The following is a 13,105-nucleotide window of genomic DNA, read 5'->3' on the forward strand; positions in this document are numbered from 1 at the left end:
TCAAATCCCATGCTCTTGCAGCCAAAGTTCAAGAAGCCCGACCTGCCAAAGCTCCGATCCGCGCAAGGGGGTGATGGCGTCGCGCGGATTTTCATAAAGGCTGGCCAGATAGTCCTCGCGAAACAGGCCGCGCTGGCGCGCCGCCCGGCTTGACAGGCCATCGCGCACATAATCCAGGCGCGATCCTTCGATGTATTTCAGCCCCGGCACCGGAAAATAGCCCTTCTCGCGATCGATCACGGCGGCGGGAACCACCCGGCGGGCGACCTCCTTGAGAATGCCCTTACCGTTCTGGGCCAGCTTGAGCGACGAGGGAATGCGCCCGGCGAATTCGGCCAGTTGATGATCGAGAAACGGCACGCGGGCTTCCAGGCCAAAGGCCATGGTCATGTTGTCAACGCGTTTGACCGGATCCTCGACCAGCATGACGGTGCTATCGAGGCGCAGCGCCTTATCGACCGGATCAGGGGCTCCGTCCTCGGCGAAATGGGCGGCGACGAAGGCCCGCGCCTCGTCGGTCGTCCCCAGCCAAGCCGGGGAAAGGTGGCGGGCCAGCCGCTCCGGGGTGCGGTCGAAGAAATGGGCGGCGTAATCGGCGACCGGATCGGTCGAGCCGACAAGCGGCCGATACCAGTGATAGCCGCCAAAGATCTCATCGGCGCCCTGGCCCGACAGAACGACCTTCACCCGCTTGGACACCTCGCGGGCCAGCAGATAGAACGCCACGTTGTCATAGGAGACCATCGGCTCGGACATCGCGGCGATCGCCCCGGGCAAGGCGGCGATCATGTCGGCTTCGGGAATGAAGATCTTGTGGTGGCGGGTGGCGTAGCGTTCGGCGATCAGGTCGGAATAGAAAAACTCGTCGCCCTTTTCACCGTTGGCCTCTTCAAAGCCGATGGAAAAGGTTTCCACATCCCTTTGTCCGGCCTCGGCCAGCAAACCGACGATCAGGCTGGAATCCAGCCCGCCCGAAAGCAAGACGCCCACGGGCACATCGGCGATTATCCGCCGCGCCACCGCCGCCCGCACCGCCTCGAACAGGCCATCCTCCCAGTCCTTGGCCGAGCGACCGTCCTCTCCGGGCAAGGCGCGGAAATCAAGCCGCCAATAGACCTCGTCAAAGCTGGAGCCATCGGCCGACACAACGCGCAAGGTCGCCGGCGGCAGTTTTCTCACGCCCTTGAGGATGGTGCGCGGCGCCGGCACCACGGCGTGAAAGCTTATATAGAACCGCAAGGCCAGCGGATCGATCGCCTTATCGACGCGTCCGGTCGCCAGCAAGGCCGGCAAGGAGGACGCGAACAGCAAACCGCCGTCGACCTCGGCCAGATACAGCGGTTTGATGCCGAAGCGATCCCGGGCCAGAACCACCTTGCCGCTGTCGCGTTCGTGAATGGCGAAGGCGAACATGCCGTTGAAGCGCTTGACGCAAGCCGTTCCCCAGGCGTGATAGGCCTTGAGGATGACCTCCGTATCACCGCCCGAGAAAAACCGGTAGCCAAGGGCCTCCAACTCGGAGCGCAGCGCCGGATAATTATAGATGCAGCCGTTGAAAACGATGCTGAGACCAAGATCGGAATCGACCATCGGCTGAGCCGCCTTGGGCGAAAGATCGATGATGCTAAGCCGGCGATGCCCAAGCGCCACCGGTCCGTGGACCAGGATACCTCCGTCATCGGGACCACGGGGCGCCAGTTTGGCCGTCATCCGGTCTACGGCGGTTGTTCCGGCGAACTGGCCGTCAAACCGGATTTCTCCACACACTCCACACATAAGAATTCCAATACAACAAACAATCGCCAGAGAAATACAGGTATGATTTCTTAGTAATTATTGGTGTATCCGACGATTTTTTATAGAAAATCCAACAAAAACGCAGCGAGACGCGTTTTCTAATCATTTCCAACGCCCATAATCCACCAAGGTTCCCCTGTTTTTTATGGAAATTCGGTTTTTTAATCGGAAAATTCCCTCACGGATCGGAATAGCCCTCGATCCGCAAACGGATTTCCTGGCCGGCCTCCAGGGGTGGGAAGATCAGGCCGCCCTCGCGTTCCGAGCGTTCGGGCACATAATCAAGGGTGGTTTCGCTGCGATCGATCTCGCGGCCGTCCTGGCTGACGATGCCAACGACGGTGACGGTGGCGGCGGTGCCCGATCCGTCGTTGCGCACGCGAAAGCGCGTATGGTGGCCGCCGGCCTCGCGGCTTTCCCCAAGGACATCGACCCGCAGCTCGGGCCGGCGCTCGGGATGGGTCAGGCCCCACCATGTCAGATAGGCCAGGGCGGCAAGCAGCAGCGTTCCCCCCAAAGCGGCCAGGATCCATTCGGGGATCGAGGTGCCCTTGGGACGGCCGTGGCGCTTGGCCGGGCTCATCGCCTCTCCCCTCACAAGATCAGGCGGGCGGCGGCGGCGCCGATGGCCCCGGGGAAGGCGAGAACGATGGTCGCCCCCAGCAGTTGTTCCAGCCCCAGGCCATCGGTGCGGCCAAAAATCCACAACACCGCCAAACTGACCGCCAGCACCACGCAATAGCCGACCACGGAAAAGCGGGCGAACAGGCTCCAGCCGCCGGTTTCGGAACCGGGGGCCTCCTGACCGGAAAAACCGACCTCATAAACGAAGATATGCATGATGGCGAGCGAGGCGAGGATCAGGGCGATTTTCTGCCAAGCCCCCATGCCATAGGAAATCAACATGATTTCCTCGGTCGGCGCCATGTTGAACGACAGAAACAGCGCCCCGACCGCCATCAGGAACACCTCGCCGAAATAGGTCGATCGCGGTTCGCCGTCCTCGGGGCTTTCCTGACCAAGCTGGCTGCGCGCCAACAGGGCGCCGATGCTGCCCGGCACCGCTTGCAGGGCGACCTTGCCGATCATCTCGCGCGCCGACATGCCCGGACCCAGGGCGCCGAAAACCGCCAGGATGGCGATCGCCGTGACCGTGGCGACCACCATGGCGACAAAGGCGTCGGCGATGTCATCGCTCCAGCACGAGGTTTCGCGGAAGCCGGCGATCCGCCCCAGCCCGATCAGCAGCGGCACCGAGACCCCCAGCAACAGGGCCAGACGAAAGGGATCCATCGACGCGCCCAGCGACCACATTTCCATGGTCATCAGCATCGGCAGGGAAAAGATCAGGGCGCCGGCGAAGGCCCGCCCCAGGGGCACGGGCAAGGCCGCCAAAGCCGATTCCGCCGTTTCCCCGTCGCCGTCCCCCTTGACCATGCCCGCGCCCCCCTCGCCGTGATTGGCCAAGGGTGACGCCAAAGCCGGGCAAAAGGTTCCCGAAGGCGGCGAAAGCTCAAGGGGTGGACGGGGCGGGGGCGGAAACGACCTCGCCGTCCTCCTTGGTGAAGGACCCGACCAAGGGAGTGGGCAGGATGGCCAGAACCGCTTCCGAAGGCCGGCACAAGGCCGCGCCCTTGGCGGTGACGACGATCGGCCGATTGATCAGGATGGGATGGGCGACCATGGCGTCGATCAGGGCGTCGTCGGACAGCGCCGGATCCTCAAGCCCGAGGGCGTCAAAGGGCGTGCCCTTGCGCCGCAGCAAATCGCGCACGGGGATCGCCAGAACGGCGATCAGATCGACCAATTCGGCCCGCGACAGCGGCGTTTTCAGATAGTCGATCACCCGGGGCTCTTCGCCGCTCTGACGGATCATCGCCAGCACGTTGCGCGAGGTTCCGCAGGCCGGATTATGATAAATGGTGACGCCCATCGCCTTGCCCTCGCCGCCAAATCGTCAGATATCGAAAACCAGCAGGTCGCCGCACCACAGCGGGCCCAGATCATCGCGATCGAGCGATAGGCGGGTTACCTCCCCCGGCTCGTCGTCGTCGCCGTCCTCGCGCACCAGCACGGCGGCGGGGCCGCCCTCGGCCTCCTCGCCCTCGAAGCCATCAAGGATCGCCGTCGATTGGTCGCGAAAGATCATCAAGGCCGGCAAAGCGTCCCGCAAGGCCCCCAGACCCCGCCAGTCCAGGCGATGGTGGCGGGCGGGAAGACCGATCTCGGCGGCGACCGCCAGCACGGTGGCCAGCGAGACCGGATCGCCGGTGAAGCCATGGCGGGTTCCCACGGCGCGCGGATCGACCGACAGGCCGCGTCCCCGGGCCAGAGTCGTCAGGCGGCGCAGGAAACAGGTGTCAACCTCGAGGCCGGGCAAGGATCCTTCAGGCATGGCGCTTCGTCTCCCTAGCCCACGGCCTTGCGCGAACGCGGGCCTTCCAGCAGAGCCTGCCGGCATTGGGCTTCCACGGCCTCGATCTCGTCGATGGTGATGCGGATATCCTCCATCTGCTGGCGCAAGGCGGCGCGCGAGGTCTGGCAGGTGGTGATCAGGCGGCGCAACTGAGCCTCGCCCGTCGGCTCCGCATCATACAGATCGATGATCTCCTGGATTTCCTTCAGCGAAAACCCCAGGCGCTTGCCGCGCAGGATCAGCATCAGCCGCACCCGGTCGCGCGGCGAATAGATGCGGCGCATCCCGTCGCGGGCCGGGGTGATCAGCCCCTTGTCCTCATAGAAACGGATCGCCCGCGGGGTTACGGAGAACTCGGCGGCGAGATCGGCGATGGAGAAACTGTCACGGCTCTTGGTCATGGACCATACTTTACGTAAAGGGCAAGTCAGCGTCGAGAACTTTGATCGCTTCCAAAACACACCCCGGCGGCGGACCCGTCCCTCTCAGGGCATCAGGAACAGCGAGGCCAGTCCGAGGAAGGCGAAAAAACCGACCACATCGGTGATCGTCGTCAGGAAAACCGCCGAGGCGATGGCGGGATCGATCCGCATGCGCTCCAGGGCCAGGGGAATGACGATGCCCGACAGGCCGGCCACCGCCAGATTGATGACCATCGCCGCGGCGATGATCAAGCCGATTTCCGGGCGATCGAACCAGATCCAGGCGATCGCCCCGATCAGCACGGCGAAAACGACGCCGTTGAGGATGCCGACCAGAAATTCCTTGCCGATGATCCGCCAGGCGTTCGATGGCGTCAGTTCCTTGGTGGCCAGCGAGCGCACGGCGACGGTCAGCGCCTGGGTGCCGGCATTGCCGCCCATCGAGGCGACGATCGGCATCAGAACGGCCAGGGCGACGATCGATTGCAAGGTCGCCTCGAACAGGCCGATCACCAGAGAGGCGAGAATGGCGGTGATCAGATTGACCCCCAGCCACGAGGCCCGCGCCTTCACCGTATCGACGACGGCGCGATAGAGGTCGACCTCGGCGACGCCAGCCAGGCGCAGCATGTCGTCCTCGGCCTCCTCCTCGATCACGTCAAGAACGTCATCGACGGTGATCCGCCCGACCAGACGGCCCGAGACGTCAATCACCGGGGCGCTCATTAGGTTGCGATCGCGAAACAGCCGAGCCACCTCCCCCTGATCGGCGGTGGTCGACAGCGGCGGCATCTCGGCGTCCATGATGTCGCGCAGGCGGATGGAACGCTGGCTGCGCAGCAGCGTCGACAAGCGCAATTGCCCGACCGGGCGGTGGCGCGGATCGACGACATAGATCTCGTGGAAATCCTCGGGCAGGCGCGGGGCCGAGCGCAGGTAGTCCAGGGTCTCGCCGACCGACCAATAGGCCGGAACCGCCACCAGCTCGCGCTGCATCAGCCGCCCGGCGGAATACTCGGGCAGCGACAGGCCCTGTTCGATCAGCGCCCGCGTCGCCACGGGCAGGCGTTCGAGGACGGCGGCCTGTTCGGCCTCGTCAAGCTGGGCGACGACATACAAGGCGTCATCGGAATCAAGCTCGGCCAGGGCCTGGGCCAGATCCTGATAGCCCAGGGTCTCGATCACCTCGTCGCGGACGTAGTCATCGAGCTCGGGCAGGATTTCGGGGTCGAAGGCGCCCTTGAGCGCGCCGATCAGCGCCCGGCGATCCTCGGCGGGCAGGCTTTGGACAAGGTCGGCCTGATCGGCGTAGTGGAGGCGCAGCACCAGGGCGCGCGCCGTCTCGGCCCCGCGTGCCGCCTCCTCGTCATCCAGGGCGGCGCGAACCGCCTCGATCTGGTCGCGCGACAGGCCGAAGCCATCCTCGGCCGGGGCGGCGTCGTCTTGCGTCTTGTCCCGATCGCCCGTCTTTTCCCGATCGCCAAGTCCGGCCATTGCCGACTCCCGCTTTTTTACATCGCGATCCCGGACGTGACAGGGGCCCGCCGGCATTGCGCCGGACGGGCCCCTTGGTCAGTCTTTATTGGTGCGGTCGAGAAGACTCGAACTTCCACGGCCTTTCGGCCACAGCGACCTCAACGCTGCGCGTCTACCAGTTCCGCCACGACCGCATCGTGGACTTGTCGTCGGTAGAAAGGGACATCCCCTTGAGGTCGGGAGCCCTGGTCTCGCTGGTTTTTGGCGTTTCGCTTCTTGCCCTGCGAGGGCGGATGAAATAGCAAACCCCTTGGACCTCGGCAATCCCTTTTCTTTCACGCCTCGCACTTTTTTTCGAAGGATCCCGTCGTTATGGAGTGGCGTTTCGCCGATACCCCCGTTTCCTACCCCGAAGCCCTGGCCTTCATGGACGACCGCATCGCCAAGATCCGCGAGGATCGGGCCGGGGAATGCGTCTGGCTGCTTGAACACCCCCCGCTTTATACGGCGGGGACCAGCGCCGATCCGGCCGACCTGCTCAGCCCCGATCGCTTTCCGGTCTATGCCGCCGGGCGCGGCGGCCAATACACCTATCATGGCCCCGGCCAACGCGTCGGCTATGTGATGCTCGACCTGCGTCGACGCGGCAAGGACGTGCGCTGCTTCGTGCATAATCTGGAAGAGCTGATGATCCGCGCCCTGGCCGAGTTCAATATCCGGGGCGAGCGCCGCGAGGGCCGGGTCGGCATCTGGGTGGCGCGCGGCGGCGGACGCGAGGACAAGATCGGCGCCATCGGCGTGCGGGTCCGCCATTGGATCACCTTCCACGGCTTCGCCCTCAACGTCGAACCCGATCTGTCGCATTTCTCGGGCATCGTGCCCTGCGGCATCAGCGACCACGGGGTGACCAGCCTGTGGGATCTGGGCCAGACGGCGACACTCCAAGAGGTTGATTCCGCTTTGATGCGCAGCTTTGATGCGGTATTTGGGCCCTGCCCGACGGAAAGCTTGACCTCGACGTGAACCAATCGCGCCAAATATGCGTAGTATAGGCCATGAAAGCGCCCTCTCCTCCTCTGCGCGCTCTGCTCATGACCGCGCTCTCGCCGCTGTTCGCCGCCTGTACGGTGGGAACGCTGAACGCGATCATTCCGTCCGATGGCTATCGGTCGCAAACCAATGTCGCCTATGGTCCCGACCCCCGCCAAAGGCTTGATGTCCATGTGCCCGTCGCCGCCGCGCCGGCCGATGGGCGGCCGGTGGCGGTATGGATCTATGGCGGCTCGTGGCAAAGCGGCGCGCGCGGCGACTACGCCTTTATCGCCGATACCCTGGCCGCGCTCGGCTGGATCACGGTCATTCCCGATTACCGGCTGTTCCCCGAGGTGCGCTTCCCCGCCTTTGTGGAGGACACCGCCCAGGCCGTGGCCTGGACAAGGTCGGAGCAGGCCCGCGACATTCTGGGGCCGACCAATGGCACCCTGGTGCTGATGGGCCATTCCGCCGGCGCCTATAACGCGGCGATGGTGGCTTATGATCCGCAGTGGCTGCGCGCGGCGCGGGCCGATCCGGCGATGGTCAGCGGGTTCGTCGGTCTGGCCGGCCCCTATAACCTGTTCCCCTATGACGTCGAGGTGACCAAGCGGGTCTTCGGCCACGAAACCGACCCCACCGTGGTCGAACCCTTGAGCCATATCACCGCCGCCTCGCCCCCGGCCCTGCTGGTCACCGGCCTGCGCGACACCGTCGTCGGCCCCTATCATACCGACGCCATGGAAGCAGCCTTGGCCGCCAAGGGCGTGGATCATAGGACGGTGCGCCTGGCCGACGCCAACCATGCCGGGGTGGTTCTGGGCCTGACCCGCTATTTCCGCGACAAGGCGCTGACGGTGCCCTTGGCGGCCTTTCTAAAAGGCCTGGAAAAGCCCGCGCCCCGACACGACGGTTGACCGGGCGGCCGTTCACCCGATATTTCCCATCTGGATCGGAGCGTTCTTGCGAATTCTCCACAAGCGTTCTGATGATCGGACCCTTCGGCGGGCCGCGGGAGACATCGCATGACGGACAGACTGCGCGCGACCTATCGGGTAAAGGCGACGGCGGCGTCGATCGAGGCCCGGGCCAAGGGAATCGCCGTTGAGCAGAGCGTTGAAATGCCGCTCTCGGCCATCGATGACCCGGCGGTTCTCGACGGCATCGTCGGCGTGGTCGAGGAGATCACCGAGCGCGGCGAGGACTGCTTCGAGGTGCGACTCGCCCTGTCGACCGCCACCATCGGCGGCGATGCCGGTCAGCTTTTCAACATGCTGTTTGGCAACACCTCGCTGCAAGACGACACCGTCTTGCTTGATATCGATCTGCCCGACGATCTTCTGGCCAGCTTCGGCGGGCCCAATATCGGCGCGGCCGGCCTGCGCGCCCGGGTTGGGGCTTCGGCCGATCGGGCGCTGACCTGTTCGGCGCTCAAGCCCCAGGGACTGCCGCCCGACCGTCTGGCCGATCTGGCGCGGCGCATGGCGCTGGGCGGCCTGGATTTCATCAAGGACGATCACGGCATGGCCGATCAGGCCTATGCGCCCTTCGCCTCGCGGGTCGGCGCGGTGGCCGCGGCCGTCGACGAGGTCAACCGCCAGACCGGCGGCCAGACCCGCTACCTGCCCAGCCTGTCGGGCCACCTTGATCAGTTGCGTAGCCAAGTGCGCACCGGGCTTGACCATGGGATCGATACCTTCCTGATCGCGCCGATGATCGTTGGCCCTTCGACCTTTCACGCGGTGGTCCGCGAATTTCCCGGGGCGGCCTTCTTCGCCCATCCCACCCTGGCCGGACCGTCGCGCATCGCCCCGCCGGCCCATTTCGGCAAGCTGTTCCGCCTGCTTGGCGCCGATGCGGTGATTTTTCCCAATTCGGGCGGCCGCTTTGGCTATTCCCGCGACACCTGCCAAGCGGTGGCCGAGGCGGCGCTTGGCCCCTGGGGCGGCCTGCATGCCAGCCTGCCGGTGCCGGCCGGCGGCATGAGCCTTGCCCGCGTTCCCGAAATGATCGCGACCTATGGCCCCGATGTCATCGTGCTGATCGGTGGCAACCTGCTTGAAGCCCGCGACCGCCTGACCGAAGAAACCGCCGCCTTCGTCGCCTCGGTGGCCGGGGCCGCAAGCCGAGGCTGCGGGTTGGCGCCGTAGAGAATAAAGCGAAGCCTCGTCCCACTCTGGTCAAGGTCGCCAAGGGATTTGGTCCACGCTAGAAAAAGGTCAGCGTTTTGACCTCAACTCGCTTTCCATATACGCCCTCAGAACCGCGTTGATACGGGTTTGATAGCGGGTGCTGGTGGTTTTAAAAAACGCCAGGACGTCTTTATCAAGGCGGATACTTACGGCTTCTTTAAGGGGAGGCTCGACAATCGCCGCTTGCGCGAACCACGCCTCGTCGGCAAGGGGTGCCGCATCAAGATCGGCTGTGACCGCATCTTCGATGTCGGCATCGGTCAGGACATCGAAGCGAGACCAATCACTCTCCTTGGTTTTTGGCGACGCCAGCGAGCGTCGCGTAATACGTTCTTCGCTCACGTGTTTGCGCCTTTCGTGCTGAAATAATCCGACATACCGTACCACGCCACGTGTAAACAACCGCGATAACCCGAGAGTTCACCTCTCCAAAAGCAATAAATCTATCTTCATTACCAATTTTCTTGCCTTGAGCCGTTGCAATGACCCCATTCCATATCAAGATGGCATCTTCAAAATCAATGCCATGCTTAACTATATTTGTTTTATTTTTACTCTCGTCCCACTCAAATTCCATTTTTGGAGACTCTAAAATGAAACTTTATTTAGAAATAACCAAAAATGTTTTTGATCCTTCATGATCTGGCCGCACCTTTCTGATAGGAAGGGAAGAGCGTCCTTATAAGAGAAAGAGAGCATCACTCTGACGATATGACAAAATAACCAGGCCCCTAGCGCAGGCAGATCCCTGCCCTGTATATACAAACGTAAATCACCCTTGAAGTCCTGTCAAAAAACGCGGCGATTTTCCACCTGACCGATCGAAAAATCCGCATCTCCCGCCGTTATCCGTCAGGAACTCCGCCGGTGAAAAATGATGGAGAGCCCATTCATGAGTGATTCGAACGACGACCGGCCCTTTCGGCCCTTTCAATCCCAGTATCGCTGGCCGGGCGTCGATCTGCTCGCCTATAAGGAGGAAGGCAGCGCGCCCTTTCGCTCGGTCACCCGTCAGGTGCTGTTCTCGGGCAATGGATTGACCGGCGAGCTGCGCTATTTCGAGGTTGGGCCGGGCGGTCATTCGACCCTGGAGCGCCACCAGCACGCCCATGGGGTGATGATCCTCAAGGGCCGGGGCCATGCCATGGTCGGCCGGGCGGTGAGCGCGGTCGCGCCTTATGATCTGGTGACGATTCCGGGGTGGAGCTGGCACCAGTTCCGCGCCCCAGCCGACGAAGCCTTGGGCTTCCTATGCATGGTCAACGCCGAACGCGACAAGCCCCAGCTGCCGACCGAGGCCGATCTGGCGATGCTGCGCGCCGACGACGCGGTCGCGGCCTTCCTTGACGGGCTGGCGGGATAAGGGGCTCCGGCCGGGAGACGATCGCCGGCCGGGGCGCCCGGAGGGTTAGAGCGGCGCGCGTGAAACCAAAGTCCGCGCATACCGCTCTAACATGCTGATATTTAAGCAAATCTCTGTCGCAGTCTGCTTCAGAATGCTAAGGGATCTGCTCTAGAAGCGATAGGACAGGCTGATCGATCCGAAGATATCGGGCTTGTCCTGACCGTCGAATTCGGGCGAGCGGATGGCCTGGGTATAGGTCACCCGGGTATTGCCAAGGGTCACCGCCACGCCGGCCTGAACGTCGCCCACGAAGATCTTCTTGTCGACGCTGGGGCTGTCGCGGAAGGTGTTGCCATCGAGGAAGATGTTGCGGGCGACGGCGCGGCCTTCGACGCCGGCGAACAGATAGCCGCCCAGACCGCCGGTCGGTTCGAACTGGGTCGAGCCGGGAAGGCTGGGGCGGATGCGCGGCGGGCCGTAATCATCGGGCAGGTTGAAGCCGACCCGCACGGTGCCGCCACCGGCGGCATAGGTATAAACGTTGCCCAGGGCGGCGCCGGCATGGGGCGAGAAGTCGAAGCCCAGGCCACCGGCCTTGAAGCTGCCCAAGGCCCGCCACATGCGTTCGTAATAGAGCACGGCGCCCGGCTCGTTATGCAATTGCGAGCCCCAGCCCTTGGCCGTATCGACGCCGATCAGGCTATGGAAGTTGTTCTGGGTCTCTTCGCCCAGGGCCCAGGGACCGACCACGCCCAAGTCGATTTCCAGGCGGTCAAGGGTATTGCCGGTTTCGGCCAGATAGCCCAGGCCGATATAGGTCCAGCCCGCATAGGGGCGATCATCGGGATCGGGATCATCGGCCTGGGTGTCGGACGGCGTGAAAATGCTCTGACCAAAGCTCAGGCTGTAGCGCTTGATCGAATTGGTCGGAAAGAACGGCAAGGCGTTGCCGACTTCCTGGGCCCAGATCGGCATATCGCCGGTCCCCGACAACCAGGTGGCATGAAGGCCGTTGGTGTAATGCTGGTCGGTCCCGGAAAAGCCGAACTTGTCGTTTTCAACCTGAATCGACAGCGTGCCGTCATCCCACTTGGGATAATAGGACGGCGTACCGGTATCGGGATCGATCTGTTCGGTCGGATCGGCGGCGCTGGCGGGCGCGGCGACCACGGCGCAGCCCAGTGCGGCGGCCCCTAGAAGGGAAAACATCGGGCGCATCATCGGACGCGAACTCCACAAATTGGAAGAGGTCTGGGGGGTGACGGGAGGAACGGGGGTGGAGACCGCAAAAAGGCGGCATGACGGCAAGAAGATGCTCTTTCGCGCCGCAAAAGAAAACGCCTTGAATGGCTCGTGGTTGCGAAAAATCTTGAATAAGCCCGCATGCCCTATCCCGGCACCGCCGACCAGCCGCTAGACAGCGCTCAGTCGGGGTGATTTGCTGATCCTACCGCCGTTCCCCCCCTCCCCCAAGCCTGGACCGCCTCAAGGACTGTCATGACGATTCTTTTCAACGGCCCGACACTTCCCCAAGAGATCTGGCAAACGGCGCTGCACCGCGCCCTGGCGCCGCGCCCGCTGGCCGTCTGGCCCGATGTCGATCCGGCTAGCGTCTCCACCCTGATCTGCTGGCGCCATGGCGAAGCGATCATTCCCCACTTGCCCAACCTGCAAAGGGTGATCACCCTAAGCGCCGGAGTCGATCACCTGCTGGCCGCCGGCCTGCCCGAAGGGGTGGAGATCATCCGCCTGGAAGACGCCGGCATGGGGGCGCAGATGGCCGAATACGCCCTGCATTGGGCCCTGCATTTCCAGCGCGACTTTGATCGCCACATCGCCGCCACCCGGGCCGGCCTGTGGGAAAAACGCCCCTATCGCCCGGCCTCTGACCTTCCTTGCGGCATCCTCGGCTTTGGAACCCTGGGCCGGGTGGTCGCCGATCGCCTGCTCGCCGCCGGCTTTCCAGTCAATGGCTGGTCGCGCCGCGGCCAGGGCTATCCGGGCGTGCGCCCCTTTGCCGGAGCCGATCACCTGGAAGCCTTCCTGAAGGCCAGCGAGATCGTCATCAATCTGCTGCCGGCCACGCCGGAAACCCGCCATCTGCTTGATGAGCGGCGCTTGGCCGCCCTGCGCCCGGGCGCCGTGGTGATCAACCTCGGACGGGGGGCGACCCTCGACGAGGCGGCGCTGATCGCCGCCCTGAACGCGGGCGCCTTGCGCGCCGCCGTTCTGGATGTCACCGACCCCGAGCCCCCGGCCGCCGACAGCCCCTTGCGCCGCCATCCCGCCGTCAGCCTGACCCCGCATCTCGCCGCCGAAACCCTGCCCGACCCGGCCGCCGCCCAGGTCGCCCGGGTGATCAAGGCGGTGGAGCGCGGCGAAACACCCCCCGGTCTGGTCGCCCGTGACCGGGGGTATTAAAAAA

The 13,105-nt window shown here is 63.9% G+C and carries 14 protein-coding genes, 1 tRNA gene and 1 pseudogene; 5 read left to right on the forward strand and 11 right to left on the reverse strand.

Annotated features, from left to right (window positions below; translation table 11 throughout):
- The 8 genes from RRU_RS10305 to RRU_RS10340 form a co-directional block, all read right to left on the reverse strand.
- Nucleotides 1–1,776, reverse strand: coding sequence for an N-acetylglutaminylglutamine amidotransferase (locus RRU_RS10305; RefSeq protein ID WP_011389742.1), 1,776 nt, complete (start codon nt 1,774–1,776; stop codon nt 1–3).
- 199 nt (nt 1,777–1,975) lie between these two features.
- Nucleotides 1,976–2,380, reverse strand: a complete 405-nt coding sequence (locus RRU_RS10310; protein WP_011389743.1) for a hypothetical protein — start codon at nt 2,378–2,380, stop codon at nt 1,976–1,978.
- 11 nt (nt 2,381–2,391) lie between these two features.
- A complete protein-coding gene (locus tag RRU_RS10315) occupies nt 2,392–3,234 on the reverse strand; it encodes a TIGR02587 family membrane protein (protein WP_011389744.1) in 843 nt (280 codons plus the stop codon).
- Nucleotides 3,235–3,310: 76 nt separating this feature from the next.
- Nucleotides 3,311–3,730, reverse strand: coding sequence for an arsenate reductase (glutaredoxin) (arsC, locus tag RRU_RS10320; protein WP_011389745.1), 420 nt, complete (start codon nt 3,728–3,730; stop codon nt 3,311–3,313).
- 24 nt (nt 3,731–3,754) lie between these two features.
- Nucleotides 3,755–4,192, reverse strand: a complete 438-nt coding sequence (locus RRU_RS10325; RefSeq protein ID WP_011389746.1) for a hypothetical protein — start codon at nt 4,190–4,192, stop codon at nt 3,755–3,757.
- Between the two features lie 14 nt (nt 4,193–4,206).
- Nucleotides 4,207–4,614 carry a MerR family transcriptional regulator gene (locus RRU_RS10330; protein ID WP_011389747.1) on the reverse strand — a complete coding sequence of 136 codons (408 nt, stop codon included), beginning with the start codon at nt 4,612–4,614 and terminating at the stop codon, nt 4,207–4,209.
- Between the two features lie 84 nt (nt 4,615–4,698).
- Nucleotides 4,699–6,129, reverse strand: a complete 1,431-nt coding sequence (gene mgtE, locus RRU_RS10335) for a magnesium transporter (protein ID WP_011389748.1) — start codon at nt 6,127–6,129, stop codon at nt 4,699–4,701.
- 89 nt (nt 6,130–6,218) lie between these two features.
- Nucleotides 6,219–6,305, reverse strand: a tRNA-Leu gene (locus tag RRU_RS10340).
- A 169-nt stretch (nt 6,306–6,474) separates the two neighbouring features.
- On the opposite strand from RRU_RS10340, the pseudogene lipB reads away from it, so the two are divergent.
- The 3 genes and pseudogenes from lipB to rlp all read left to right on the forward strand — a co-directional run.
- Nucleotides 6,475–7,134, forward strand: a pseudogene (gene lipB / locus RRU_RS10345) (lipoyl(octanoyl) transferase LipB); the annotation flags it as partial.
- A 68-nt stretch (nt 7,135–7,202) separates the two neighbouring features.
- Nucleotides 7,203–8,060 (forward strand): alpha/beta hydrolase, encoded by an 858-nt coding sequence (locus tag RRU_RS10350; protein ID WP_014626283.1) that lies wholly within the window; start codon nt 7,203–7,205, stop codon nt 8,058–8,060.
- A gap of 108 nt (nt 8,061–8,168) precedes the next feature.
- Complete coding sequence (gene rlp, locus RRU_RS10355; RefSeq protein WP_011389751.1) at nt 8,169–9,293, forward strand: 5-methylthioribulose-1-phosphate isomerase; 1,125 nt, start codon at nt 8,169–8,171, stop codon at nt 9,291–9,293.
- Between the two features lie 69 nt (nt 9,294–9,362).
- Here rlp and RRU_RS10360 read toward each other — a convergent pair whose 3' ends face one another.
- Together RRU_RS10360 and RRU_RS10365 are read right to left on the reverse strand one after the other, a co-directional pair.
- Nucleotides 9,363–9,677 carry a BrnA antitoxin family protein gene (locus RRU_RS10360; protein WP_011389752.1) on the reverse strand — a complete coding sequence of 105 codons (315 nt, stop codon included), beginning with the start codon at nt 9,675–9,677 and terminating at the stop codon, nt 9,363–9,365.
- Nucleotides 9,619–9,912 carry a BrnT family toxin gene (locus tag RRU_RS10365; protein ID WP_014626284.1) on the reverse strand — a complete coding sequence of 98 codons (294 nt, stop codon included), beginning with the start codon at nt 9,910–9,912 and terminating at the stop codon, nt 9,619–9,621. The genes RRU_RS10360 and RRU_RS10365 overlap by 59 nt, the downstream gene beginning before the upstream one ends.
- A 315-nt stretch (nt 9,913–10,227) precedes the next feature.
- On the opposite strand from RRU_RS10365, the gene RRU_RS10370 reads away from it, so the two are divergent.
- The gene (locus tag RRU_RS10370) at nt 10,228–10,698 is read left to right on the forward strand and encodes a 1-methylthio-xylulose 5-phosphate sulfo-lyase (protein ID WP_011389753.1); all 471 of its coding nucleotides are present in this window, start codon (nt 10,228–10,230) and stop codon (nt 10,696–10,698) included.
- A 150-nt stretch (nt 10,699–10,848) separates the two neighbouring features.
- Here RRU_RS10370 and RRU_RS10375 read toward each other — a convergent pair whose 3' ends face one another.
- Entirely contained in the window at nt 10,849–11,889 is a 1,041-nt protein-coding gene (locus RRU_RS10375) for a lipid A deacylase LpxR family protein (protein WP_237703751.1), read from the reverse strand.
- Nucleotides 11,890–12,177: 288 nt separating this feature from the next.
- Here RRU_RS10375 and RRU_RS10380 point away from each other — a divergent pair, with 288 nt between their 5' ends.
- Entirely contained in the window at nt 12,178–13,101 is a 924-nt protein-coding gene (locus RRU_RS10380; RefSeq protein ID WP_011389755.1) for a 2-hydroxyacid dehydrogenase, read from the forward strand.
- The last annotated feature ends 4 nt before the right edge of the window (nt 13,102–13,105 follow it).

Origin of the sequence: Rhodospirillum rubrum ATCC 11170, from assembly GCF_000013085.1 — a bacterium.
GTDB lineage: Bacteria > Pseudomonadota > Alphaproteobacteria > Rhodospirillales > Rhodospirillaceae > Rhodospirillum > Rhodospirillum rubrum.

Excerpts from the sequence above, each read along its gene's own strand:
- RRU_RS10305 (WP_011389742.1), bottom strand. The coding sequence starts at position 1,776 with ATGTGTGGAGTGTGTGGAGAAATCCGGTTTGACGGCCAGTTCGCCGGA.
- RRU_RS10310 (WP_011389743.1), bottom strand. The coding sequence starts at position 2,380 with ATGAGCCCGGCCAAGCGCCACGGCCGTCCCAAGGGCACCTCGATCCCC.
- RRU_RS10315 (WP_011389744.1), bottom strand. The coding sequence starts at position 3,234 with ATGGTCAAGGGGGACGGCGACGGGGAAACGGCGGAATCGGCTTTGGCG.
- arsC (WP_011389745.1), bottom strand. The coding sequence starts at position 3,730 with ATGGGCGTCACCATTTATCATAATCCGGCCTGCGGAACCTCGCGCAAC.
- RRU_RS10325 (WP_011389746.1), bottom strand. The coding sequence starts at position 4,192 with ATGCCTGAAGGATCCTTGCCCGGCCTCGAGGTTGACACCTGTTTCCTG.
- RRU_RS10330 (WP_011389747.1), bottom strand. The coding sequence starts at position 4,614 with ATGACCAAGAGCCGTGACAGTTTCTCCATCGCCGATCTCGCCGCCGAG.
- mgtE (WP_011389748.1), bottom strand. The coding sequence starts at position 6,129 with ATGGCCGGACTTGGCGATCGGGAAAAGACGGGCGATCGGGACAAGACG.
- RRU_RS10350 (WP_014626283.1), top strand. The coding sequence starts at position 7,203 with ATGACCGCGCTCTCGCCGCTGTTCGCCGCCTGTACGGTGGGAACGCTG.
- rlp (WP_011389751.1), top strand. The coding sequence starts at position 8,169 with ATGACGGACAGACTGCGCGCGACCTATCGGGTAAAGGCGACGGCGGCG.
- RRU_RS10365 (WP_014626284.1), bottom strand. The coding sequence starts at position 9,912 with ATGGAATTTGAGTGGGACGAGAGTAAAAATAAAACAAATATAGTTAAG.
- RRU_RS10370 (WP_011389753.1), top strand. The coding sequence starts at position 10,228 with ATGAGTGATTCGAACGACGACCGGCCCTTTCGGCCCTTTCAATCCCAG.
- RRU_RS10375 (WP_237703751.1), bottom strand. The coding sequence starts at position 11,889 with ATGTTTTCCCTTCTAGGGGCCGCCGCACTGGGCTGCGCCGTGGTCGCC.
- RRU_RS10380 (WP_011389755.1), top strand. The coding sequence starts at position 12,178 with ATGACGATTCTTTTCAACGGCCCGACACTTCCCCAAGAGATCTGGCAA.